Source organism: Variovorax humicola (assembly GCF_037889915.1).
Taxonomy (GTDB): Bacteria; Pseudomonadota; Gammaproteobacteria; order Burkholderiales; family Burkholderiaceae_C; genus Variovorax; species Variovorax humicola.
This window is the reverse complement of record NZ_JBBKZV010000002.1, coordinates 370868-395633: the sequence shown is the minus strand read 5'-3', so window position 1 is coordinate 395633 and position 24766 is coordinate 370868. Positions and strand designations below refer to the sequence as shown.

The window sequence follows — 24766 nt, the reverse complement described above, 5'->3', positions numbered from 1 at the left end:
TTCATTACGCCGCTGCGGTGAGGCCCGCAGCTTTTTTCCGCTTTAACTCGTCCAGTGTTCGGCCCGCGGAGTCCTTCCACTCCATCCAGCCATTGGAACTGCGTCCAAGCACCACGTCCGAAGCCCCGCTGGGGGTGCCGAAAAGTACGTCGCGTTGAAAGACATACGACTCGCCGTCCAGCACCAACTCACCGGCGTCGAGCAGGCGCTGTCGGTGCTTGCCAGCGGACATTGAGATCATGCTTGGGGCAATCTGCGCGCGAGATCGAGAACCTTTGAGGACCACCATTCCTTCTTCCGTGTATTGCCCCGCAGCATCGGCCTCAGGCCCTTTGCATCGAAACGCCTCAACGGCTGCGGCTGGCACTCCTATCCCTGAGTCATCGCTTTGCCGCAGCGAACTTTCTCGCCGGACGGCGAACGGCTCAAATACAGGCTGACCCAAGGTGGCTACTAACGTGCGGATCGTGTCAAAGATTTCTCCGCAATCCGCTTCCAACCACGCTGGGGTATGCGGCTTGGAGCCCGCATTTCCATTTTCCACGCTGTAACGCTGCGCCATGTTGGCTTGCTGAATGCTTCGCCATTCCAAGTACATCGCATGCGTCTGGGTTAGGCTATGAGTTAATGAGATAGCAACCAGAGCACGGTTCCAGAACTGGCGTTTGGCGTCCAAGTCGTGTTCGCTGAGCCGCTTACCCAGCGTCCCAGTCTGCCCCACATAGACGGCGCGTTGATCCCTTTCCTCGTCATCACCAATCAAGTAGTAAACACCTACCTGGCGTGACTCGGGCATTTGAAGGAACTCGGGAAGCAGCGGTCGCGGCACCTCGATTACCTGAACAATACTGGTTGTCAAAGCCGCCACCTGGATACCGCGGGGGTCGCCAGTCGGCAAGAAGATCTGAATTGTGCGAGGACGTGCGTTCATGTGTTCTCAGCAGTGGAACGAATACTTCACGCTGCGCTGGCCTCGGCAATCCGGCCCTCAACTTCGGGCAGACGCAGTTGGCCGGAGATCAGACGGGGAAGCAAAGTGTTTCGTAAGGTGGCGAGGGTCAGAGCTTGCTGGTGATTTGCCGCGATAGATCTTTGCACTGGCTCTCCGATGGCGGCGAAGGCCGCCGCGATTTCATCGCTTGGGACCGCAACCACATAGCGCCCGAGGACATTATTCTGTATCCGCTGTCGGCCACTCGTGCCGGACATGCTCTGCACGGCGTACTCCCTGAATGCCGGGTGGCGACAAAGCAGGTAGCCGAAATACGCAGGTAAAGGCGCCCTTGGACGCAGCACAACGAACTCCGTCGATCCCCAGCCGACTTGTTCATTTTCAAGAAAATCAACGAAGGCGGTCTTCCCGTTTTCCAAACAAGGCGTGATACGTGCAAGCAAGGTGTCGCCGTTGCGAAACTTGGCGCCCGATCCCATTTCACGTTGGATCGGCGACGCGACACAATGTCCGCTGGCGGTCAAGCTCGCCATATCCAGATACGGTGACGCACCGCCTTTCTTCAGCCTTCTCGGCGGGTTGATGTCGAATGCCTCTGCCAGAATGGTGGCCAGCCATCCCTTCGGCACCGAGCCCAATTCCGACTCCTCGAAGCTGTCCGGAAATAGCGTCGCGGTGGCTTCGTCGATTCCGTTGGGCGCGATCCCTCGCTGCTTCGCACGCACCGGATCGAAATCGATGAACCACGACTTGAAAAGCGCCTGCGCGATAGCTTCGAGGGTGGTGTTGGTCTGGCGCAGGAGGGCAATGCGGTCGTCGAGGGCTTTCAGTGTCGCCGCCGCTGCGACTTGCAGATCGAACGGCGGAAGTTTCAGGCGAACTTTCCGCAGCTCACTCTGCTTAATTCCAAGGACCGTGGTTCCAGTCGCACGGGCCCTGAGCTGTGACTGCAGTTCATCGGTCTGGAGCAAGTAGAGGAGGTACGTACTGTCAAGCACCCCTGTCTTGCCGCGTAGAGTGACCACCCGTTGGGCGAGTGCAACCTTTTCCGGCCCCAGTTGTGCCACCTCGCCGAGAGGAGCCTCAACGGTCAGGACAACGTCGCCCGCCTTCGGCAAACCGCGACGCATCCATGAGTCGTAGTTGTTCCTCGGGATGAACTCTGTCGGCGTTTCGATCCGACCGCCTTTGATGATCTTGGCAGTTATCAGTGGAATGCCCGAACTCGTCTTTTCGGGCGTCTTTCCTCGGTAGTCGATCAAGGCGTCAAGGCAGTCCTCTAACAGCAGGTCTGGCAAGTCAGAACTCATACCCGAGTCCCTCCAGCTTCTGGCGGATAAGCTGGTCAAGCTCCGCGCCCTTGGCCATCTGTTCGCCCAGCTTCTCCGTGAGCTTTTGCATCTTGTCGGCAAAGTCTTCGTCGTTATCCTCGACTTCTTCGGCACCGACATATCGACCCGGCGTGAGGACATGCCCGTGCTCGCCGATCTCGGCCAACGGCACGCTGCGGCAATAGCCTGCAATGTCTTCGTACTGAGCTGCCGTCGTTTCGCCGCGCCAGGCAGCGACAGTGGCACCGATGCGGTCGATGACTTCGTCAGTCAATTCGCATTGCACGCGGCTGATCATGGTTGCAAGCTTTCGAGCGTCAATGAAGAGCACCTCGCCCCTGCGTGCCCGCTTTTCCTTGACCAGAAACCATAGGCAAGCGGGTATCTGCGTGTTGAAAAACAGTTGTCCAGGGAGGGCCACCATGACCTCAACCACGTCGACCTCCACCATCGCGCGGCGGATGTCGCCCTCGGTGTTCTGACTTGAACTCATCGACCCATTAGCAAGCACGATGCCGGCGCGCCCTGCGGGCTTCAGGTGGTGCAGCATGTGCTGCAACCATGCGTAGTTGGCATTGCCCTGCGGAGGATCGCCGTAGTGCCAGCGCGCGTCGCCGGTCAGGCTTGCATGCCACCAGTCGCTGATGTTGAACGGTGGATTGGCAAGAATGAAGTCAGCACGCAAATCGGGGTGCTGGTCGTGCACGAAAGTATCGGCAGGCTCGCGCCCGAGATTGAACTCGATGCCTCGAATCGCAAGGTTCATGGCAGCCAGACGCCACGTGGTTGGATTGGCCTCCTGCCCATAGATCGACACATCGCCCAATTTGCCGCCATGCGCTTCGATAAACTCCTCGCTCTGCACGAACATCCCGCCGGACCCGCAGCACGGGTCGTAGACTTTGCCGTGATGCGGCGCGAGCACTGCGACGAGTGTCTTGACGATGCTGCGCGGCGTGTAGAACTGGCCGCCGCGCTTGCCCTCGGCGCTCGCGAACATGCCGAGGAAGTATTCGTACACCTCACCGAGCACGTCGCGCGCCTGCGCGGCGTCGTGACCGAAGCCGATGGTCGAGACCAGATCTACGAGTTCGCCGAGCTTGCCGTCAGGCAGTTGCGCACGTGCGAATCGCTTGTCCAGGATGCCCTTGAGCTTCGAGTTCTCGACCTCGACCAGCGATAGCGCCTCGTCAATGCGCTTGCCAATGTCGGGCTGCTTGGCTGCGGCGCGGAGGGCTTCCCAACGTGCCGCTTCGGGCACCCAGAAGACGTTGACCTCCCTGTAGTAGTCGCGGTCTTCGAGCTCGGTTTCGATCACCTCATCGGTGCTGTCGGCCAAGTGATACGGGTCGGCGCTGTCGCCGAAGCGGCGCGTGAGTTCCGATCGGCGTGCGGCGAAGGTGTCAGAGATGTACTTGACGAATATCAGGCCGAGCACAAGGTGCTTGTACTCGGCGGCGTCCATGTTGGCGCGAAGCTTGTCAGCGGTGGCCCAGAGGGTCTTCTTGGTTGATTCGAGCATAAAGGTGGGGCAGCTTTCGTATGGTCGCCAATCTTATAGGTCCATGCTCAATGCGCGCCTCTTGTAGATCTGTTTTAGGGGCGCAGTGCGCTTTCATGCGATTCGGGGCGATGGCCAGCCGCGTCGATCGCAATCAGACAGAATACTGCGGCGCGGTTCGGCGTCATGACCGCAGTTGGGCCGACTCGCTAGATGCTCCGCATCCTTACATCAACTCCGCCAGGGCACCGGAGCATCGATAATTCGCTGCGCCTCATTGCGAGCATCCCTTTCAGATGGCGCCAAACGCTCAATTGCCCTCTTTGCAAACTCCTTGGCGTCAATGTGGTTGTGGAGCCTAAGATTTGAGACAGCGAAACGCAGCCAGAAGCGCCCATTTCCTGATTCGTGAGGCAGTGCATGCCTTAGTGCCTCCACCGATTCCTTGAACCTAGCCGCTGATTGCAGCGCCCATCCCTTCGCATGCCAAGCCTTGGGCAGGTCATGCTCGAGTTGCAGCGCGCACTCTGCATCGCGAAGTGCCTCCTTCGGGCGATTGAGTTCCATCATGCACTCCGCACGGAGCGCATAAGTCGCTGCCGGGGAGTGCTCCATGGCTTTGACAAAGGCTTCGTAAGCCTCTGCATATTTGCGGTTTCGCATCAATGCGACCCCGAGATCAAATTGCGCACCTGTCCCCGCCAACGGAGTGCTTGCGAACTCTCGGTAAACCTCAAGCGCCTCATCGTGCTTTCCAAGCCGTTCGAGATTGACGGCCCGTTGGCCAACGTCCCAAGAGCGCACTTCCGGCGCCTGCATGGCATCGGCTGGTACATCGATTCCCACGGCTGCCGCCACCCGGCAGAGCGCCTGCCGCACCTCTGCAAAAGTGAAGAAACGTTCCACGCGGCGTTTGCGAAGGCAACCTTGGACAACGCCATTTAGGGGCGACGCAACCATCGGTACAGGTTGTCGCATGTGGAGGCGCGCGAACTGCGCAAAGATTCCCGATCCGTCGTCGCGCGAAGGCATAAACGGCAGTGTGCCGGCAGTCGCAAGCTGGAAGAGTACTACGCCGAAACTGTAGATGTCACTCTGCTGGTCGCATGCGGTTGCATCGAGGAATTGCTCGGGGGACATGTATGGTGGCGTCCCAAATGTGGAGCCAACCACAGTCTCGAACGCACGTTGCGTCGTCGGGACTGCGCCCGAAGGCTTTGGCTCTTGGAGATGCATGCCAGCCAAGCCAAGATCTGTGATCCGGGCGCTACCGTCGCGATCGACCAGAATGTTGGCGGGCTTTATGTCCCGGTGAGCCCGCATGCCGCGCCCATATGCATGGGTCATTCCATCACAACATTGTAGCGCCCAGCGAATCGCCTGTTGGAGATCGATGGGGCCTGAAAGGTGATCGGCGAGCGTTGCGCGGCCTCGGCTGTCAGACTCGACGTACTCCATAAAGATCAGGAGTTCGCCCGCTGTGCTTTCGATGATCTCCGCTGAGACAAGATTAGGGTGCTCACCGATCGCAACCCACAATTCAGCTTCTTTTCGGAAGCGCGCGACCGCAGCGGCGTTCGCCCGATGCTCATGCCGAAGGACTTTCAGGGCATAGAGACGCGAAACTTCGTGGGAGTACACCAGCACAACATTTCCAACACCGCCCGCACCAAGCTTGTCCAGAACTTCGTAGCGCCCAAGGATAAGCTCGCCGCGTTGAAAGCTGGTGCCTTCAACAAATTGCCTGTACGGCTTTACCCCCGAAACTTGCTCTTGCAGAAAACGGAGCAAGAAGAAGATGAGAATTGGGCGCTCATAGCGCGACGCGAAGCTGTCCAAACTTTGGAAGAGGTTGCCACGTGGCACTTGGGTGAACGGATTCACGGCCTTCAACCATGCAAGGAACGAAGGCGAAACGACAACGCGCTCCCAGTCCGGTACACGTTCGTCCAACTCTGTGTGGACCTTGCGCCATTTGTCTGTCCGATCGCTACATCGTAGAAGCTGCGTGGGGATCCAATTCGTAGCGGGGTGCCGATCCGTAAAGCTAGCGCGAAGCGCAGCCATCCGTTCAATCCTGGCTTTCTGTGCTACTTGAATGGGCGGCAGGCGCTTCTCTTCAATCGCCGATCTGTCCGAGGTTATAAGTGGTGTGAGGCATGACCTATAACGAACCTCATTGTTTGGAGCAGGTGGCTTGACCTTGAGAGGAGCCAAGCGTTGTCCGTGTTGATCAAGAAGGACCACGGCCTCCTTTGGCGCGGCGGCGTCGATGATAACGTGGGGGCCGACGAATCCCGGAATGTAGATCTTCTTCTCAGTCTCAGATTTCATTGGCTCAGGTTGGTACGACTTTTCTTAAACGGCCCATCACAACGCTGAAGAATAGGCATCAGTGCCGAATTGCAGTTGTGAACGATTCCACAGATTTGCGAGGTGTTTTGCGCGCTCGCGAGTTTGCCGTCAACAGCCTTCGCCTTGCTTGCCTGTCTTGGAAGCATCGACCCTCGCAAGCAGCCCGTCTGCCTTCATTCGCCCTCGGAGTGCCGCTAACCAGTGAGCGGCAATGCCCTCGACGCCGTACATCGCGCCCGCCAAGCCACCGGCGATCGCACGACGAAATGTTCTGAAGGCGGGCGGCCTCGGCGTGGTCGTCGCTCACCTACCGTCCGAGGCGGTGCTACTGCTACTTTCGCTTCCGTTGCTACATTTCGAGCAGCTCCGCCCGATGGCGCTGCAAAAGTAGCAGGTGTAGCAGTAGCAATCGCATGCTGGGGCATCGGGTCGGCGACGGGCGAGCATGTTGGCGATGACGAGGTCGGCTGACCGCCGCCGAAGTGCGGTGCCAGGAGGGAAGGTGCTGAGTCGCTGACCAGGAGGCGCGAGCGAAAGGCGTTGGGCGCTACGCGAACGAGGAGATCTTGGTGCCATCGAACGTGGCAGATCATCTCTACCGTGATTTCGAGCATGCCGGATGGGAGCGCGCGTCGCCGTTTTATGCAGGCTCGTTCGAGGCCATAACGAGCCTCTTTGCCAGACAGCTCCTTGACGCAGTCGGCGCCGGGCCGGGGACCAAGTTGCTCGATGTGGCATGTGGAAGTGGATACATGGCAGCGATGGCTGCGCAATTTGGCGCGCAGGTTGAGGCAGTTGATTTCTCGCCGAGCATGGTCGATGCGGCGACGACGCATTACCCGGCGTTGTCATTCCGGGTAGCTGACGCTGAAGCTCTTCCGTTCGCGGACAACACGTTCGACGCCGTTGTCATCGGCTTTGGCGTTCACCATTTCGCGTTTCCGCTGCGGGCGCTGGCCGAGTCGCACAGGGTGTTGCGCGCTGGGGGCGCTTGGGGTTCACCGTGTGGGCGCCCATCGGCGAGCATTTAATCCAGGAGGTGGTGGTCGATGCCGTTCGAGAGGCCGGCAACCCGGCTGCCGCCCTTCCGACAGTTGATCCGACTGCTGACCGCGACCGCGCGGGCACGTTCAAGGCGCCAACACCGCGGGCTGTACTACTCCCGGTCAAAAATGCCTCCACCGGCGTCAGCACCCATCAGCACGTCCGCTTTTTTCAACTGTGCCTCCCCCAATGAGCAAGCGCGGGTGGGGGCTGGAAATCGAGCCGCCGGCGCGCGATCGACCGCACCCGCAGTTCTACTTGTGGCAAGGCGGGCGTTGCCAAGCCCCAATGCATCGACGCCACGCTCACAACTTGTTCAGGTCTACGTCAAGGCCGCCCTGCCGCAACTCCTTGGCCAGTGCGTATCGCCACGCTCCCTTTTCGTCGATTTCGATGTAGTCCACCCCGTAGTAATCCGACGGCAATTCGACGCCGCTTTCATACAGGACACAAACGTTCTTTCGATCGATCCGCGCCATGAAGTAGCCAAGCTCCAGCACAACATTTTGTCGCGCGCGAGATCGCTGGCTGTCTGCTCCCGCCCCCTTTTTGCCGCCGATGTCATCGCCTGTCATCAAAACAACCGCAAATTGCACCACAGAATGCCGCTCCAACTTCTCGATGATGGTCTCGCCTCGTTTGACCTGCTCGTTCAGGATGATCACCTTGAGGCCCAACTTTTCCATCAAGCGCGCACACATTTCCCGAAGGGCCTCGTTGTGCCCATGGACGAGGAACACGCAGTTATTTCGACACTCCTTTTGCGTCGAGGCGTTCGACGGCAGGTCCGGCATGTCGCGGGAGACCTTGAGAGCCTCGATTTCGATGATGGGGCTGTGCTTTGTCACCACGTCGCCCACCTTGACCAGCACCCTTATGATCCTTCCCGACTTCGGAGACGGCATTTCCAGCGTCGCTAGCTCGTTTTCCAGCGTGACGATCGTGTCACCAACGACGACGAAATCACCTGGCTTGACCGGCGTTTCGATGACCCAAACCTTCTTGTCATCCGCGCCAAGGTCGAACTCGATGCAGGCAATGACTTCGATGGTGGAGGACATGGCGCGCTATAGGGTATTGGCAAGCGGGCACATCGTACTGCGCTACGCCGGATACCTCAAACCAAGGGGCGGACGGGCTTCGCGGGCAGCATGGCGTGCAACGGACTGCGCTGTACAGCGGCGCACGTCTGCCCAACGTGGAGGTGCCCTAGTATTTCGCATCGCCTGCGCGTTGATTTGGTCTCGCCCCTTGCCAACCCCCTTCGGGTGATGATTTCGCCGCTCTCTGCGATCGCTGGCCGCCTTCCTGCGGCTACTCATGCCGGGTCGCGATCGCCAAGGTAAGTTGCCCTTGCGCCACTAGACAGGGTATTCCGGCAAGGACCGATGCAGCCTGTGCTCAAGATGCCGAACGATTCACTTGCAGATCACCAACCGAATCGGTTGCGGTTCCTGACCGCCGTTCACAGGTGCACGTGGTTCAGTCGTGCACTTCCTGCCTACCCGGACATCGAGTGCGAGAAGCCGCGTTTCATCACGTCCGACAAACAGCGCCCCCATGGCGGTCGCCAATGCGGCTTAGCCCGGGCTACTCACACCAAAGACGTTTGGGATTGCAACGGCGCGCGCTCTCCTTGACATACCTGTGCCGCTCGCCGGTGAGCATGGCGTAGCCGAGTCCACCATCCACAAGCGTGCGAGCAAGGAAGACTGGTCGCGCGACCTCGGCGCGAAGATCCAGGCGAAGGCCGCAACACTGATACGCAGTGCCGCGGTGCGCAACGCCGTGCGCACCGCCACCCGCATTGCCGAGTGCGCCATCGTCGATGCGAACGCCGACGTGATGTTCCAGGTGCGCCTGTCCCAACGCGCCGACATCGCATGCACCACATGGCTGTTTCGGGCCTTGCTGGCCGAGTTGGAGGCGCAGACCGGGAACCTCGACCTGTTTCTGCGCCTGGGCGAGGCCATGGACACCTCGGGCACCGATGACAACGGTCGCCCCGCCGCGACCGCTTGAACGAGACCTACCGAAAAGTGATCTCGACGGTCGGTCGCATCGACAGCGCCAAGAAGGTCACGGAAATGCTGGAGAATCTCGTGCGCCTGGAGCGCGAAGCCTACGGCATCTCCACGGTCGAAGCGGGCACCACCGACCCGTTGGCGTCACTGCTCCAGCGCATCGGCCGCAGTGCCTTGACGGTGGTCGCGAACCCGACGCCCGATGACGACGCCGAAGACTCACGGCTGCACTGAGCCCCCACTATCGTGCAGCCGTGACCGGACCCTCGCGCCTACGGCCGGCGCGTACTTCGCACGTCGAGCTTCGCCTTTTTACGATAACTTTGTCCACATCCGCAGTCTCAACGGCTGCGGCGCCCGTTCATCGCTGCCAGGACGCGGAGGGGCCAGCGAGGGAGTGACAGCCGGGCGGGATTAAGTCAGGCCAATGGCCCGACCGGCACCGACCCGAAGCACAATGCCTGCTGTCGCTCGCCTTGAGCGCCGCCTGCGAAGGGGATGAACTTGGCAGCAATCTTTGTCAGCTACCGACGCGGTGAATCGGGCCGCCATGCGGGGCGTCTGCACGACCGCCTGTCGCAATTGTTCGACGAGAAGGAGTTGTTTTACGACCCGCGAGTCGATTGTCCCCGGCCAAGACTTTCCCGAGCACCTGAGGGACGCCATCCAAGTGGCTCGCGTCGTGCTGGTGCTGATCGGGCCGGACTGGGTCAAGGAGTTGAACCGGCGCGCGGCGTTGCCCGAGGTTGGTTTCGTGCGCCAGGAGGTCTCGCTTGCGCTCCAGCGCCGTGCGGGTGCCGACACGAGCACCGAGCAACCCAATCTCTTGGGCGGCGCAAACGCGCCTTCGGTGAACGTGCTGGAGGCCAGCGTGCAGTCGGACATGGGCGCGAGATGACGCTCCCCTGCGCGTATCGGCTATCGGTCATTACCAGCATCTCCGCCCGGCAGGCTTGCATGTGGTAGAAAACCTCGATGACTTGGGATGTCGGCTGTATCGACACCACCTTGATGTCGGTAAACGAGACCTCAGTTGCACTGGAACCTGCCACCACCGGCCGGGCGGCAGCGCGACCCGTTCGGCCCGATCAGGTCGCCGTTACCTGCCTGGTTGTAGCGCTGGCCGTTGTTGCCCCAGCAGCCCGTCGCATTGCAGTTGGAGAGCATCGTGGGTGGTGCCGGGTTTGCGGCGCGAGCTGCTGTGGCCGCCGCTTCCTGTTCCCATTTCTGATCGGCGGGCCCGCCGTTGCCGTAGTACCCCCGACGCGGTGACCAGTTCGGGTTGTCGGCCCGGCGGCCGCCAATGCAGCCCTTGCGCGTCGAATACGTGTCGCAACTCTCGCCGGCAGATTGGTCGCTCTGCGCGGACCTCTGCTGAGGCGGCGGCTCGGCGTCATATGTGCCGGTGGGTTGCCCTTGCGATTGGCGGATGACGCCCTCCACTGTCGCGCGCTGCAGCGCGCCGGCTCTCTGAATGCTGTCCATGGTCCGCTGAGCCGCATTAGGGTCGTAGCGGGGCGCGGTGGCCTCTCGCCCGAGCACTTGCTCCGCGCTCTTGGCCGAGGTGGGACAGGCCACGTCGCTGTACGTGGCCTTGCCGCCGGCGTCGATGCAGCGGTGCACCTGGGCGGTGGCGGCGGTGGCCAAAACGAGCATGGCCGTCGCGACCGCAAGTCCGATCATTGTGTTTTTGTAGTTGGTTTTCATCTCAGTGCGCAGTATGTTTTTCAAATGATCGAGACGGGGCAGGGGTACTGTCGGGCAAAGGTCTCGTGGACACGGCCGACTACAGTCACCGTCAAATCGGGTCCCGGGGAACGTCACCAATACTATTTCATTAGGTGCGGTCCTTGCCTGTTGGGACGCCGAACAGGCTACGCATGGAGAACCCCGCCGAGACCGACAGCGAGCTGGCGAAGCTGCTCGCGCACGAGGACGCGAACTACGACGCGCTTCGTGTGAAAGTTCTTAGGGTAGGGCGGCGCTCTCGAAACCAGGGCACCGTTGGGGTAGCCTCAGGAAGGGCGTAACGATCTCGCCAGCGCCCGCTATGACCGGAATAGCGCACTTCTTGCCTTGAAGGTGCCGGCACTCCATGCATATTCGCCGGTCATCCAGATCGCGAGCACGCCGGGCGACATCAAGCGCAAGTTGTTCGGCATCGTCATTGCGAAGCCCGCGCCGATGGAACAGCATCACCATGGCCATGTGCTGATCGCTTGGCACGACCCGCACTGGGTGCGGATCGCCACACGCCGCTGCGGTCTGGTCCGCAAACTCAGGGTCGTTGACCCCGTCAATTTCAGCGAAAAGTGCCGGGGGTGGGGCTACGAAAGCTACGAAAGGGGTTTCTGTATCTTTTGTAGCGTCCCCAGGGGTACCTTCGCTCAATTTCTTGAGCCTTGCGAGCCAGTTCATGCCGCACCTCGCGGATTGACTTCGTAGCGTTCGCTCGGACGCCCGCCGGTACGCACGACGCCGCCACGCAACCAATCGTAGTCCGCAAGCAGCTCAGCCGCCTTGCGCACGGCGTCGGGTGTCGTCAGCCCGGTCCAATGCTTCACCGCAACTTCGCGGGGCGTGAAGGTCGAGCCCAGGGCGCCGGCAACGATCTTGGAGAGCAAGGTCTTAGCTGCACTTGTTTCCGGCATCACGGCCGCGCTGTAGAGCCGCTCGGCGTGGCTCCTAAGGTAGTCGCTCCAGGCAAGCGCCCGCGTGAGGTGCGACTCGGTAATCACGCCGGCATCGGTGACTTCGATCATGGCGAACACCAACGCAAGTGCCGGAATCAACTTCCGATACTTCGACAGGTGGGCTATAAGAGCAGGGTGAATTTCGTCGCTGCGGATCTCGCGCTCGAACGGCTCGCGCCACTCGTTGAACAGCCCCTGAGCGGGCGGATCGAAACGCCAGATGCGCGGCTCGCCCGTCGTGCCGATTGCGCCAAGACGGTCGAACACGTCGCCCGCCATCTGCTTGGCCGGGGTGTCGGGCCACTGGTCGACATTCTTGAAGTCGCCGCTGACATCGGGCCACACCGTCAGGCCGAACCGCTGGAGCAGCCCGTCATCGCCGGCACCACCGGAAACGGCGTCACGCACATAGCTCTGTATCCGGCCTGGCTGAATACCACCGAGCATGGACAGGCAGACGCGAGGAATGCGCACCGTGCCGCGCCCGATGCGATCGAACGTATAGCCCTGATTGCCGTCGTACGCCTGCAGGTAGAACGCTCGAGCACCCTCCTGCCCCTCGCGGTCCATGCCCTTGAGCAATCCATGAATTTCGTCGCGGTAGGCCAGGAAGCCCCAAGGATTGGAACTCATCAAGTCGCCGAGCTTTTCGACGGTGGCATCGTTGACGATGAATCGACGCTCGAGCGGCGAAGGAGGGACATCGGCTGGCTTGAGCAACGCCCGCGCCTTGGCCGGATCCTTCGCAACAAGGGCGCGCGCCGACTTGCTGTTGGCGTCGTTCGCCATCTCGGCCACCTTGGCATCAAGGTCCCAGGTTTCTTTTTCCAGCTCCCACGCTTCACGGGCTGCGGCCTCGAGGCGATGCAACGGGCGCAAGGCTTCGCTCAGCGCTGGCGACTTCATCACGCCCGGACTGCCGATGATCAGGCCCCACATGTTCGGCACCACCTGCCAGTCGTCCTTTGCCTTGGGTTGCACGACCGCACGAGCACCGATCAGGCTGGAGATGGCTGCGATGGCACCCACAGCAGGAAAGTCCGGTGGGCACTGCATACGATGCGCGATGTCCATCACCCAGCCGCGGATCTCGACGGGCAGCAGGTCTGCATCGAACGGCATCACTGGGGGCAAAGCGTCGGGCAGCGGCAGCGGCACGCCCCATCCATCGAGCACAAGAACCGCTGCGTCGACGCTGGCGCGCACAGCTACAAGGCCCGCGCTCACGCTTCACCCCCGGTCCGCACCGCGCCAGCAAGGCGCCGGAGGTCGTTGTAGTCGGTGTCCTTGTCGCCGCGCTGCAGTCCGGCGAAGTCGGGCGCCGCGACCTTTCCACGCACAGCATGCGCTGCTTGCTTTGCAGCCGTCAGGCCCGGGTTGCCGGGCGTTTGCCAATCGTCGTCGGCCGCGATGATGATGGTCAGACAGGGGTACTTGGAGCGCACCGCAACTGCAACCGCTTGCAGGTTGCCGGCATTGAACGCCACCGCCACGGCATCGCCGGTTGCTTCGTGCAGCGTTGCGCCGGTGGCATAGCCCTCGCAGACGATCACCCGGCCGCTGGGCTTGCCGATCGCGTGGTAGCAGCCCTTGACGCGACCACCAGGCATGAAGCGTTTCTCGCCGTCCGGCGCGATGGTCTGGAGGCTGTGAAGTTTTCCCGCAGCGTCACGCATCGGCACGAACAATTGATGACCGTCCGCGCGGATCCCGTAGGGCTTCACGCCTTTGGCGGTCAGATAGGGGTGTGCCACTGCCGGGGCCGCGGCTTCCCACAGTGAGAGCGCAGTAGCTGCGGCCTCACCTTGCCGGCGAGCCGTCTCGGCGTCGCGCATGCGCTGCGCGGCCTTGACGCGTTCGCTTTGTGCTCGACGTTCGCTTTCGCTCATGTCGCTGTCGGCCTTCGCGCACCAATTCCGCGATTCACCGGAACGCCAGTCACCGAACGAACCTGCCGGCACGCCGTCCTGATGAAGCACGTACCAACCTGCATCGTCGCCACGCTTGCCGGTGGGGCTGAAGCGGTGCAACTTGCCGTCGTCGTTGATCGTCGTCGGTGGCGCCAGGCCGGCCGCTTCGATTGCGGTGATGAATCGATCGATGGCGTTCATTGCGCACCCCCGATCCCCGACAGGAATGCGCGGGCTGCCTCGAGCGTGGGGAGCATTTTGACCATGCCCCAACGCATCGCGTAGTAGACGGCTGCACCGTCGGCTGGGTTGCCGCGAAACAGCGCGTGGCCCTTGAGTGCGTACTGCGCCACCAGTATTGCGAATTGCTTCTCTTCGGAGTGCGGCGCTTTGGCGTTAGCGTCCTCGTCGGCAGAATTCAGGCTGGTTTGTGATTTCTTGAGAACCCCTTCGGCTGCCACCATTGGGGTTTTCGTCTTTTCGGAGGTCATGTGTGCCCCCTCAAGCCGTGGCCAGCTCTGCGCGCTTGGCGTGCAGGCGATTCACCAGGTCGCGTATGTCGTCGTCAGATTTTCCGGCGATGCGCGCCGCGTTGATGGCCCGTACTTCGTGCGATGGCCAGCCTACCGATCGCTCACCGATTTGCACAGGCTTGGTGAATAGCCCGGCGCGGATAGCGTTGTAGATGCTCGCGTGGCTGCGGTGCCCGGTTTCAGCCTTGACGGCCGGCATTCTGAGAATCATGGTTGGAGTCCTTTATCTCCCGCTGGCGGTTGCTGGCGATTGATAGGGACTGTGGCGACCATCTCGGTTGCCTCTCCGGTGCATCGTTCATGCTGGCACGCCAATTCATCGATCCGTCACTTTTTTGGTGCCTTCCACGCCTCCTTCGGGAAAAGTTCGCTCAGTTTTCTTCTGACTGTTGCCGGGGACTTGCCAATGGCCGAAGCAATCAGAATCGCGGCTGTCTCTTTGGACTTCTTGCCGCGCAACGGCTCAGCCAGTTCGGCGATCTTGGCTGAGACCTTAGCGCCAATCCTTCTCCTTTCCTCCGCCGCTGGCGCAACTCGATTTCGCGCGTCCTCAATGCGTTTTTGGGCATAGACCTTTCCTAAGTCTGCGGCGATCTCAGTCACGTCAGTGCGCACTCGGCGGTGGATTTCTTCGTACCAAGCCCTCATCCAGAAGAGCGCGTGCCAGTTCGACGGGTGACACTTTTTGAGTACGAAGCCGAGTACCTCCGGTGGCGACAAGTTTGCGCGCTCGCCGCAAGCCTGCAGCACGTCATCCTGCAGAAATTCGTCCCAGTACATCGTGTCAACGTAGTCCAGGGTCTTCACAGGAAACCCTCTGGGAGGCAACAACCCATGCTTGCCCCGCTGTGACTCGCGCGATCGCTCGGTCTCTTCCGCGATGATGTGAGCGAGGTTGCGCTCGGCATCGTCCGAAACTTCGATGGCCTCGGCATCGAGTTTCCTGTCCGAATACGAAAGCAAGTGCCCGGCTCTTGAGGTCAGTTCCAATTGTCGATTGCGTTTTTCCAAAGCGTCCCTCACGCGCCCTGAAGGAAGGTGCCAGCCCAGCCCGTCAGGGAAACGGGTTTCGGATTTAGCCCAGGGCCGGCGAATAAGACAGGTTGATGTCAGGCCATAGTGCGCAGCGGGATCACATCGATGGCCAGCTTGTCGAGGTAGTCGCACCACGACTGCATCATGTCGGCGCGCTGCTTCAAGTACGTAGCGCGGTTGTATGCCTTGCCGTTTACGTCTTTCACGGCGTGGGCCAGTTGGGCTTCGATCACCAACGGGTCGACTTCCAACACTTCGGCCAGGAGCGTGCGCGCCGTCGCCCGAAAACCGTGCACCGTTTGCACGGTTGGCCCGTAGCCCAGGGTCAACAACGCAGCGCGCAGCGTGTTGTCACTGATGGGCCGCTCATGGCTGCGTTCGCCGGGGAAAACCATCACGCCGTGCCCGGTGAGCGGGTGCAGCTTGCGCAAGAGGTCCACGGCCTGGCGGGGCAGCGGCACCAAGTGCGGGTCGCCGTTTTCCTTGCCGTCTTTGCGTCGTTTCATGCGGGCGGCCGGCACGGTCCACAGGGCAGCGTCAAGGTCGATTTCAGCCCACGCTGCGCCGCGCAGCTCGTTGGGGCGCTGGAACAGCATGGGCGCGAGTTGCAACGCCGTGCGCACGATGGCGCCGCCCTGATAGCCCCGGATGACGCGGATTAGGTCGCCCAGTTTGTCCGGGTCGGTGATGGCCGCGAAGTGGCGCTTCTTGTGCGGCGTCAGTGCGCCCTTCAAGTCGGCGGTGATGTCGCGCGGGGCGCGGGCCGTGGCGACTGCATAGCGCCACACGGCACGCGCGGTGATAAGCACCCGGCCGGCCACGTCGAGCGCGCCACGCTCTTCTACGCGACGCAGTGCGGCCAGCAACTCAATGGGCTCGATGTCGGCGACGCGTCGCGGCGCGAAGTACGGAAACAGGTCTTTTTCGAGATTGCGCTTCTCCCGGATGGCATAGTGGGTGCTCCAGCGCGATTCGTGCTTGCCGAACCACTCGAGCGCCGTAGCCTTGAACGTGTCGGACGCGACGGCCACGGCCTTGAGCTTGGCAAGCTTGCGCGCTTGCACAGGATCACGACCATCAGCCTTTTCCAGCTTTGCCGCGTCGCGAGCCTTGCGCGCCGCAGTCAGGCCGACCGTAGGGTAAGAGCCAAGGGCGAGCTGCTTCTCTACGCCGCCGAGGCGGTACTTCCAGAACCACCGGCGCGAGCCGGCCGGGCTGACTTGGAGGTAGAGGCCGCCGGCATCGCTGTAGCGAGCTTGTTTGCGGTCGGTCGGGATGGGAGCATTCCGGCACTGGGCATCGGTCAGCGGCATGGGGTACAACTCCGGGCGGTGGGGGTGGCAACCGGGGGTGTTTTCATTGGGGAGTGGGGGTACAGGGCGTCCAAGTCCCCCCAAGAGCTGCTTTGTACCCCCGTCTGTACCCCCGGTTTGCGATGGCAGTCAGTGTATCGTGCTGTACTGCCCTGCACGATACATATTGATTTTCCCCAATGAAAAAGGCCGCCAAGGAGATGACCTTGGCGGCCTTTGTATCAACTGTTGGTCGGGGCGAAAGGATTCGAACCTTCGACCCTCTGGTCCCAAACCAGATGCGCTACCAGGCTGCGCTACACCCCGACGAGCCCGCGATTATAGCCCGCCCACTCGCCCCGCTCGCCAGCTCACCGCTTTTCGTACTGCGTCTTGCCAAAAAGAATGTCGCGCGCCGCATCGCCGGTGAGCGGCTTGCGGAATTCGGCCAGCACCTTCACGCCCCGCTGCACAGCGGGGCGCGCGGCGATCGCGTCGAACCATGCCTTCAAGTGCGGGAAGTCGGCAAGTGTGATGCCCTGGTTTTCCCAACTGCGCAGCCACGGGAAGATGGCGATGTCGGCGATCGAATACGTCTTGCCAGCGATGAACCTGCTGGTCGACAGTTGCTTGTCGATCACGCCATAGATGCGCCTGGCCTCGTTGCTGTAGCGGTCGATCGCGTAGGGGAGCTTTTCGGGTGCATACAGGCGGAAGTGGTGCGCCTGCCCGAGCATCGGCCCGACGCTGCCCATCTGGAACATCAACCACTGCAGCACCTCGTAGCGGGCGCGGTCGCCGGCGGGCATGAGCTTGCCGGTCTTGCCGGCCAGGTACACGAGGATCGCGCCCGATTCGAACAGCGAGATCGGCTTGCCGTCCGGCCCGTTCGGGTCGGTGATCGCGGGAATCTTGTTGTTCGGGCTGATCTTCAGGAACGCCGGCGCGAACTGGTCGCCGGCGCCGATGTTGACCGGGTGCGCGACATAGGGCAGGCGGCACTCCTCCAGCATGATGTGGACCTTGTGGCCGTTCGGCGTGGGCCAGGAGAAAACGTCGATGGGGGCTTGCGTGTTCATGCCGCGCAGGATAAGCGCGGCGCGATTTTCCTGCTTACGCCACCGCGTGCGTGCCCGCCAGGTGCTGGTGAATCAGCGCGACCGCGGCAGCGCCTTCGCCGATCGCGCCACCCACCCGCTTGACCGACCCCGAGCGCACATCGCCCACGGCGAAGACGCCCGGTACGGTGGACTCCAGCGCCGCCGCAGGCCGCGACGGGAACCCGGCGCTGGCCGCCGTGCCGGTCAGCACGAAGCCATGCTTGTCGACCGCGACGCCGCAGCCTTCGAGCCAGGTGGTCTCCGGCTCGGCGCCGACGAACAGGAAGATGTTGCGGGCCGGGCAGTGGTATTCGGCGCCGCTGCGATGGTTGCGCCATGTGGCTCCTTCGAGACCGGTCTCAGGCTCGCCATGCAGCCCTTGCAATTCGGTGTGCGGATGCAGTTCGATGTTGGGGGTGGCCTCGATGCGGTCGATCAGGTAGCGCGACATGCTGGCCGAGAGCGAGGGCGCGCGCACCAGGATGTTGACCTTGGCCGCGTGTTGCGACAGGAACACGGCCGCCTGCCCGGCCGAGTTGCCGCCGCCGACGAGCCCGATCTCCTGCTGCGAGCACAGCTTGGCTTCCAATGCCGACGCCCAATACCAGATGCCGCGGCCTTCGAAGTCGGCCAGGCGCGGCACCGCGGGCCGCCGGTAGCGTGCGCCGCTGGCAATCACCACGGTACGCGAACGCAACTCGCGACCATCGGCCAGCGTGACCGACAGCTCGCCGTGGCTTTGCGCGCGGCTGCAATCCATCGACATCACCTTGGCCGGGATCAGCATCTCCGCGCCGAACTTCTGCGCCTGCACGAACGCACGGCCGGCCAATGCGCCACCGGAGATGCCGGTCGGAAAGCCCAGGTAGTTCTCGATGCGCGCACTGGCGCCGGCTTGTCCGCCGTAGGAGCGGCAGTCGACCACGATCACGCGCAACCCCTCCGACGCGGCATACACCGCCGTTGCCAGCCCGGCCGGACCGGCGCCCACCACCACCACGTCGAACAACTCCGAGTGCTCGACCGTGTCGACCATGCCGAGGCAGCGCGCCAGCGCATCTTCGCTCGGGTTCACCAACACCGAGGCGTTGGGGCAGACCACGATCACGGGCGCTTCGCCGTACTGTTCCAGCAAGGCGGCCGCATCCGCGTCGTGCGTGGCATCGACCACGTGGTACGGATAGCCATTGCGGCCCAGGAAGCCTTGCAGCCGGCGCACGTCGGCCGAGTCCGGTGGCCCGATCAGCACCGGACCGCTGGCGCCGGCTTCGATCAGCGCGACGCGCCGCAGGATCAGCGCGCGCACCACGCGTTCGCCCAGGTCGGCCTCGGCAATGATGAGTGCGCGCAACTGGTCGGGCGGCACCAGCAGCGTCTCGACTTCACCCATCGCATGGCCATCGACCAGCGCGACGCGGCCCGACAGTTGCCCGACCTCGGCCAGGAATTGCCCCGGTCCTTGTTCGGCGATCGGGGTCACACGCCCCAGGCCGTCTCGCTGCGAGATCGCGACCACGCCCTTGAGCACCACGAACATCCCCGGCCCCGGCTCGCCGGCCCTGAACAGGCAGGCATCGGCCGGGTAGCGGCGCACGCTGCCAAAGCGCGTGATGCGGGCGATATCCGCTGCGCCCAGCACCGGGAACATCTGGTGCCGGCGGGTTTCGACTTCGATCCGGGCTTCGGTTGCCATGCAATCTCCTGGAAAGCAACTCCCTGCGAACGCCGAGTTTCACGCATTTGCCATGGCGGTGACACGCACCTTTCATCGTGCCTGACCAGACTCCCGGGACATGAACGAGCTACCCCACCCCGTTTCCGCCATCTCCCCGCTCGGCCTGCGCAGTCCCCCAACAGCCGGTGCTGTTGCACAGGCCGCAACTCCCCGCGCCGGACACCAAGGCCGGCCTGACCGTGCACTGGGCCCGACACCAGGACGAGGTGCGCGCCGCGCAGCGCCTTCGCCATGCGGTTTTCGTCGGCGAAATGGGCGCGCGCCTCCCGACGCCGCTCGCCGGCCATGACATCGACCTGTTCGACGACTTCTGCGAGCACCTGCTGGTACGCGACCAGGCGACGCAGCAAGTCATCGGCACCTATCGCGTGCTGACGCCCGCGCAGGCACGCCGCGTCGGCGGCACCTACAGCGATACCGAGTTCGACCTGACCCGCCTGCGCGCTTTCCGCGAGCGCATGGTCGAGCTGGGCCGCAGTTGCGTGCATGCCGATCATCGCCACGGCGGCGTGATCCTGGCGCTCTGGCGTGCGCTGGGCGACTTCATGAGCCGCAACCGGCTCGACACCATGATGGGCAGTGCCAGCATCCCGATGTGCCACCTCGGTGTCGCCGGGGGCAATGCGGCGGCCAGCATCTGGCGCCAGTTGTCGGCCATGCACCTGGCACCGGTGCAGTACCAGGTGCAACCGCGCCTGCCGCTGCCGGTGGATCGGCTCGACAGCAGCCTGCAGATCGAGCCGCCTGCCCTCATCAAGGGCTACCTGCGCATGGGCGCCTGGGTACTCGGCCCACCGGCCTGGGATCCCGACTTCAACAGTGCCGACCTGCCCATGCTGATCCGCATCGACGACCTGCCGCCGCGCGCGCGGAGGCACTTCCTGGAACGATAGCGGTGACAGGCTGTCATGAAACCGTCATACGCTTGTCATACGGTCGGACACGGCCGCAAACTAGGCGACTTGTCCCAAAATCAACAACATGTTCCCCGCTTCCGAAGATCCTGCCCGACCTGAACTTGCCCAATCCGCGCCGTCCGACGCGCCCACCCTCACGCTGCTGGACCGCGACCATGCCATCCTCGCGTTCAACCGGCGCGTGCTCGACTGGGCCTACCGGCCCGAAGTACCGCTGACCGAGCGGTTGCGCTACCTGTGCATCGTGTCGTCCAACCTCGACGAGTTCTTCGAAGTCCGCGCTGCGCCGCACCTGATCGCGGCCGATGCCGGCGACCGCAAGGGCAACTACACGGTGGAGTCGTTCGAGGCCCTGGCCTCGGCTTCGCACGCACTGGTGGCGCAGCAATATGCGCTCTACAACGACGAACTGATGCCGGCCTTCTCGACGCACGGCATCCGCATGATCTCGCACGGCGAGCGCAACCCCGCGCAGCGCAAGTGGGTGCAGGATTACTTCGAGCGTGAAGTGCGTCCGCTGCTCATTCCTGTGGGCCTCGACCCGGCGCATCCCTTTCCGCAGGTGGCGAACAAGTCGCTCAACTTCATCGTGCGTCTCGCGGGCAAGGATGCCTTCGGCCGCGAGAATCCGATCGCCATCGTCAAGATACCGCGCGTGCTGCCGCGCGTGGTGCGCATGCCGGCCAAGATCTCGGGCGGCCAGACCTTGTGCATTGCCATCTCCAGCATCGTCCGTGCGCACCTGGCCAGCCTGTTTCCGGGGCGCGAGATGGGCGACTTCTCGCAGTTCCGCGTCACGCGGCATTCCGATCTTGCGGTCGACGAGGAGGACGTGAAGAACCTTCGAACCGCGTTGCGCCAGGGCTTGCAGCATCGTCACTTCGGGCAGGCGGTGCGGTTGGAGGTGTCGGCCAGTTGCGCGGAATCGCTTGCCGGCTTCCTGATGGCGCAGTTCAACTTGCCGGCGCAGGCGCTTTACCGCGTGCACGGACCGGTGAACCTCGCACGTCTCACGCAGTTCGTCGACCTGATCGACGCCCCCGCGCTGCTGTTCCCGCCGTATCAGCCTTCGTACCCGGTGGCGCTCTCGCCGGTGCAATCGTTCTTCGAGCGCCTGCAGCTCGGCGACGTGCTGATCCACCAGCCCTTCGAGAGCTTCGACGGCGTGATCGCTTTCCTGCGCGAGGCCGTTTATGACCCGAGCGTGCTCGCCATCAAGCAGACCATCTACCGCACCGGGACCGACTCGGCGTTGATGGACCTGCTGCGCGAAGCCGTGCGCCGCGGCAAGGAAGTGACCGTGGTCGTCGAGTTGAAGGCGCGCTTCGACGAAGAGGCCAACATCAACTGGGCCGAGATGCTGGAGTCGATCGGCGCGCAGGTAGTGTATGGCGTGGTCGGGCTCAAGACTCACGCCAAGATGATGCTCGTCACGCGCCGCGAAGGGAACAAGCTGCGCCGGTACGGGCACCTGGCCACCGGCAACTACAACCCGCGCACCGCCAGGCTCTATACCGACATCAGTCACCTCACGGCCGACCCGATGCTCACGGCGGACATGGAGGCCGTGTTCGTGCACATGGCCGGCCAGAACAAGGTGCCGAAGCTTCATCGCATGTGGCTGGCGCCGTTCGACATGCACAAGAACACGGTCGCGCAGATCGATGCCCTCGGCACGGCCGCGGCCGCTGGCAAGCCGACGCGCCTGGTTGCCAAGATGAACGCGCTGACCGACGAGGCGTTGATCGCGGCCCTCGTGCGCGCGGGGCAGAAGGGCGTGAAGATCGACCTGATCGTGCGCAGCGCCTGTACTTTGCCGGCGCAGGTGCCGGGCCTGACCGACAACATTCGCGTCCGCTCGATCATCGGCCGCTTCCTGGAACACTCGCGCGTCTTTTACTACCGCGTCGGCGAAGACGAGAGCCTCTATTTATCGAGCGCCGACTGGATGAACCGCAACATGATGCGGCGCATCGAGGTGGCCTGGCCAGTGACCGACCCTGGCCTGCGGCAGCGCCTCATCGACGAATGCCTGGTGGCCTACCTGCATGACGGGCGCGATGCCTGGGACCTGGAGGCCAACGGCACCTATCGCCGTGTCGATCGCGACACGCATGCCGACGAAAGCGGCGCCTCGCGCAACATCGAGGGCCACGGTGCGCAGAGTGCACTCATGGGCCGCTATGCCTCACGCGGGTTGAGCCGTGCCGCGGTACGCGACTGAACATTTTTTCAAGGACGGAGATGGATCTGATTTTCTGGCGACATGCCGAAGCCGACGACTGGACCGAAGGCTGCGACGACATGCAGCGCTCGCTCACTGCGCGCGGCGAGAAGCAAGCCAAGCGCATGGCTGGCTGGCTCGACCGCCAATTGCCCGAAGGCACCCGCATCATGTCGAGCCCCGCGCGGCGCTGCGAACAAACCGTGCTGGCGCTGGGCCGCAAATACAAGCTTCGGGAAGAACTCAGCCCGGGCACGACGGCCGATGCATTGCTGACTGCCGCCGGTTGGCCGAATGGCAAGTCGGTGGTGCTGATGGTCGGGCATCAGCCTTCGCTGGGCCAGTCGATCGCGCAGTTGCTCGGCTTGCGCGCCGAGAGTTGCGCGGTACGCAAGGGGGCGGTCTGGTGGATTCGCGCGCGCGAACGCGATGGCGACGTGCAGACCATCGTGGTCGGCGTGCAGTCGCCGGAGCTGCTCTAGAAATTCAGCAGCCGCGCAAGGTCACGGCGCAATCGGTCTTTTGCCAGGCCACGACCTCTTCCCGCAGCAAGTGCGCCGACTGCGGATAGCTGTCGGCCCAGCCGGGACGCGCGGCGATGCCGAAGGTTCGTCCTGCCGGCGCCGTGATCTTCAATGCATCGGCCTCCGGGTCGCGCCTGGCATGGCACAGGATCACGGCGAGCCGCAGTGCGAGCAATTGGCGCGCAAAGACCTCATCGTCCAGGATCGGCCCCAGCTTGCGCAGCTTGCCGCGATGTCCCAGCACCAACTGGCCCAGCGCGTGCATTTCGTTGACGGCGAAACCGGGCGCGTCGGTGTTGTCGAGGATGTAGGCGCCGTGCTTGTGGTATTCGCTGTGCGAGATCTGCGTGCCGATCTCATGCAATTGCGCGGCCCAGGACAGCTTGCGCAGCGCGCGTCCTGCGCGGCTCGTGGTCTGGCCGCCGCGCGCAGCGGGGTCGAGCTGAACGTAGAGGGCAGCGGCTGCATCGCCGACCCTGCGGGCTTGCGCCGCGTCGACCTGGAAGCGCGTGGCCAGGCGCGTGACGGTGCGTGCGCGCAAGTCGGCAACGCCTTCGTCCCGCTCCAGCAATTCATAGAGAACGCCGTGCCGCAGCGCGCCCTGTGCGACATGCATTTCCTCGACGTCGAGCAGGTCGAACACCGCACGCAGCACGCTCACGCCGCCTCCGATCACGGCCTTGCGATCCTCGCGCATGCCTTCCATGCGCAGCCTGTCGGTGTGGCCGGCCTTCAGCAGCCGGTCGACCAGCCAGGCCAGACCGTCCCGCGTCACCATGCCGATCGGAGCCACGCCCGCCGCGGCCAGCACGTCGCCCACCGCACCGATGGTGCCTGACGCGCCATAAGCCTCGTCCCAACGGTCGCGCGCGTAAAGCGACAGCGCTTCGTCCAGCACGGCCGTGGCGGCGATTTGCGCAGCGCGGAACGCGGCGACCGTGAACTGCCCCTTCTCGAAATACTTCATCGACCAGGCGACGCTGCCGACACGATAGGACTCCATGACATCGGCCTGCAGCGCCCGGCCCAAGATCATTTCGGTCGAGCGGCCACCGATATCGACGACAAGGCGGCGTTCCTGGTCGGACGCATCGGTCTGGGGCAGCATGTGCGCCACGCCCTGATAAATAAGGCGCGCCTCTTCGCGTCCCGGTATGACGTCGATGCCGAAGCCCAGGATGGTGCGTGCGCGCAACAGGAACTCGTCACGGTTGCGCGCTTCACGCAGTGTCTGCGTAGCCACGGCGCGCACCTGCGAACCCTTGAAACCGGCAAGGCGTTCGCCAAACCGCGCCAGTGCGTCCCAGCCGCGCTGCATCGCATCAGGCGTGAGGTTGCGTGCACTGTCGAGGCCGTTGCCCTGGCGCACGGTCTCCTTTAAATATTCGGTACGGTGGATTTGACCGTGGTCCAGCTGCCCGATCTCAAGGCGAAAGCTGTTGGAGCCGAGATCGACTGCGGCGAGGCGGGTGCCGTTTTGCATGAGGGAATGGTTCCGGGGGACGGGCGGGGCGTTGATGGTAGTCCGGATGGCATACGGACGGCCCGGACCCGATTGTGTGGATGCGCATGACAACACTGTGACAGCCGCGCGGT

General features: G+C 63.0%; 23 protein-coding genes and 1 tRNA gene. 8 read left to right on the top strand and 16 right to left on the bottom strand.

What is annotated here, in order from left to right:
- Positions 1–4: 4 nt before the first annotated feature.
- The 4 genes from WKW80_RS05700 to WKW80_RS05685 all read right to left on the bottom strand — a co-directional run bounded on the left by WKW80_RS05700 (position 5) and on the right by WKW80_RS05685 (position 6118).
- Positions 5–931: a GIY-YIG nuclease family protein gene (locus tag WKW80_RS05700; protein WP_340362573.1), complete on the bottom strand. Its 927-nt coding sequence runs from the start codon at positions 929–931 to the stop codon at positions 5–7.
- A gap of 26 nt (positions 932–957) precedes the next feature.
- Positions 958–2250, bottom strand: a complete 1293-nt coding sequence (locus WKW80_RS05695; protein ID WP_340362572.1) for a restriction endonuclease subunit S — start codon at positions 2248–2250, stop codon at positions 958–960.
- A 1-nt stretch (position 2251) separates the two neighbouring features.
- A complete protein-coding gene (locus WKW80_RS05690; RefSeq protein WP_340362571.1) occupies positions 2252–3805 on the bottom strand; it encodes a type I restriction-modification system subunit M in 1554 nt (517 codons plus the stop codon).
- Between the two features lie 210 nt (positions 3806–4015).
- Complete coding sequence (locus tag WKW80_RS05685) at positions 4016–6118, bottom strand: protein kinase domain-containing protein (protein ID WP_340362570.1); 2103 nt, start codon at positions 6116–6118, stop codon at positions 4016–4018.
- 590 nt (positions 6119–6708) lie between these two features.
- On the opposite strand from WKW80_RS05685, the gene WKW80_RS05680 reads away from it, so the two are divergent.
- The gene (locus WKW80_RS05680) at positions 6709–7170 is read left to right on the top strand and encodes a class I SAM-dependent methyltransferase (RefSeq protein ID WP_340362569.1); all 462 of its coding nucleotides are present in this window, start codon (positions 6709–6711) and stop codon (positions 7168–7170) included.
- 318 nt (positions 7171–7488) lie between these two features.
- Here the strand turns inward: WKW80_RS05680 and WKW80_RS05675 are convergent, their stop codons facing one another.
- Positions 7489–8244, bottom strand: coding sequence for a TIR domain-containing protein (locus WKW80_RS05675; protein WP_340362568.1), 756 nt, complete (start codon positions 8242–8244; stop codon positions 7489–7491).
- A gap of 586 nt (positions 8245–8830) precedes the next feature.
- On the opposite strand from WKW80_RS05675, the gene WKW80_RS05670 reads away from it, so the two are divergent.
- From WKW80_RS05670 to WKW80_RS05660, 3 genes are all read left to right on the top strand, one after another.
- Positions 8831–9205 (top strand): hypothetical protein, encoded by a 375-nt coding sequence (locus tag WKW80_RS05670; RefSeq protein ID WP_340362567.1) that lies wholly within the window; start codon positions 8831–8833, stop codon positions 9203–9205.
- Positions 9202–9441, top strand: a complete 240-nt coding sequence (locus WKW80_RS05665) for a hypothetical protein (protein WP_340362566.1) — start codon at positions 9202–9204, stop codon at positions 9439–9441. The genes WKW80_RS05670 and WKW80_RS05665 overlap by 4 nt, the downstream gene beginning before the upstream one ends.
- 436 nt (positions 9442–9877) lie before the next feature.
- On the top strand, positions 9878–10105 hold the full coding sequence (locus WKW80_RS05660) for a hypothetical protein (protein ID WP_340362565.1): 228 nt from the start codon (positions 9878–9880) through the stop codon (positions 10103–10105).
- A 131-nt stretch (positions 10106–10236) separates the two neighbouring features.
- Here the strand turns inward: WKW80_RS05660 and WKW80_RS05655 are convergent, their stop codons facing one another.
- On the bottom strand, positions 10237–10914 hold the full coding sequence (locus WKW80_RS05655) for a DUF4124 domain-containing protein (RefSeq protein ID WP_340362564.1): 678 nt from the start codon (positions 10912–10914) through the stop codon (positions 10237–10239).
- A gap of 369 nt (positions 10915–11283) precedes the next feature.
- Between WKW80_RS05655 and WKW80_RS05650 the strand changes: the two genes are divergently transcribed.
- Positions 11284–11652: a hypothetical protein gene (locus tag WKW80_RS05650; protein WP_340362563.1), complete on the top strand. Its 369-nt coding sequence runs from the start codon at positions 11284–11286 to the stop codon at positions 11650–11652.
- Here WKW80_RS05650 and WKW80_RS05645 read toward each other — a convergent pair.
- From WKW80_RS05645 to WKW80_RS05605, 9 genes are all read right to left on the bottom strand, one after another.
- Entirely contained in the window at positions 11622–13058 is a 1437-nt protein-coding gene (locus tag WKW80_RS05645) for a YfjI family protein (protein ID WP_340362562.1), read from the bottom strand. The genes WKW80_RS05650 and WKW80_RS05645 overlap by 31 nt on opposite strands.
- Before the next feature lie 65 nt (positions 13059–13123).
- Positions 13124–14011 carry a toprim domain-containing protein gene (locus WKW80_RS05640; RefSeq protein ID WP_340362561.1) on the bottom strand — a complete coding sequence of 296 codons (888 nt, stop codon included), beginning with the start codon at positions 14009–14011 and terminating at the stop codon, positions 13124–13126.
- On the bottom strand, positions 14008–14301 hold the full coding sequence (locus WKW80_RS05635; protein WP_340362560.1) for a hypothetical protein: 294 nt from the start codon (positions 14299–14301) through the stop codon (positions 14008–14010). The genes WKW80_RS05640 and WKW80_RS05635 overlap by 4 nt, the downstream gene beginning before the upstream one ends.
- A 10-nt stretch (positions 14302–14311) precedes the next feature.
- Positions 14312–14542: a helix-turn-helix transcriptional regulator gene (locus tag WKW80_RS05630; RefSeq protein ID WP_340362559.1), complete on the bottom strand. Its 231-nt coding sequence runs from the start codon at positions 14540–14542 to the stop codon at positions 14312–14314.
- Positions 14543–14670: 128 nt separating this feature from the next.
- Positions 14671–15354 (bottom strand): hypothetical protein, encoded by a 684-nt coding sequence (locus tag WKW80_RS05625; protein ID WP_340362558.1) that lies wholly within the window; start codon positions 15352–15354, stop codon positions 14671–14673.
- 98 nt (positions 15355–15452) lie between these two features.
- Positions 15453–16691 (bottom strand): tyrosine-type recombinase/integrase, encoded by a 1239-nt coding sequence (locus WKW80_RS05620; RefSeq protein WP_340362557.1) that lies wholly within the window; start codon positions 16689–16691, stop codon positions 15453–15455.
- Positions 16692–16920: 229 nt separating this feature from the next.
- Positions 16921–16997 (bottom strand) — tRNA-Pro (locus tag WKW80_RS05615).
- A 44-nt stretch (positions 16998–17041) separates the two neighbouring features.
- Entirely contained in the window at positions 17042–17749 is a 708-nt protein-coding gene (locus tag WKW80_RS05610) for a glutathione binding-like protein (RefSeq protein ID WP_340362556.1), read from the bottom strand.
- A 34-nt stretch (positions 17750–17783) separates the two neighbouring features.
- Positions 17784–19463 (bottom strand): FAD-dependent oxidoreductase, encoded by a 1680-nt coding sequence (locus WKW80_RS05605; RefSeq protein ID WP_340362555.1) that lies wholly within the window; start codon positions 19461–19463, stop codon positions 17784–17786.
- A 167-nt stretch (positions 19464–19630) separates the two neighbouring features.
- Here WKW80_RS05605 and WKW80_RS05600 point away from each other — a divergent pair, with 167 nt between their 5' ends.
- From WKW80_RS05600 to WKW80_RS05590, 3 genes are all read left to right on the top strand, one after another.
- Positions 19631–20398: a GNAT family N-acetyltransferase gene (locus tag WKW80_RS05600; protein WP_422822851.1), complete on the top strand. Its 768-nt coding sequence runs from the start codon at positions 19631–19633 to the stop codon at positions 20396–20398.
- An 88-nt stretch (positions 20399–20486) separates the two neighbouring features.
- Entirely contained in the window at positions 20487–22646 is a 2160-nt protein-coding gene (ppk1, locus tag WKW80_RS05595) for a polyphosphate kinase 1 (protein ID WP_340362554.1), read from the top strand.
- Between the two features lie 20 nt (positions 22647–22666).
- On the top strand, positions 22667–23128 hold the full coding sequence (locus WKW80_RS05590) for a SixA phosphatase family protein (protein WP_340362553.1): 462 nt from the start codon (positions 22667–22669) through the stop codon (positions 23126–23128).
- A 4-nt stretch (positions 23129–23132) separates the two neighbouring features.
- Here WKW80_RS05590 and WKW80_RS05585 read toward each other — a convergent pair whose 3' ends face one another.
- Positions 23133–24653 (bottom strand): Ppx/GppA phosphatase family protein, encoded by a 1521-nt coding sequence (locus WKW80_RS05585; protein WP_340362552.1) that lies wholly within the window; start codon positions 24651–24653, stop codon positions 23133–23135.
- Positions 24654–24766: the final 113 nt, after the last annotated feature.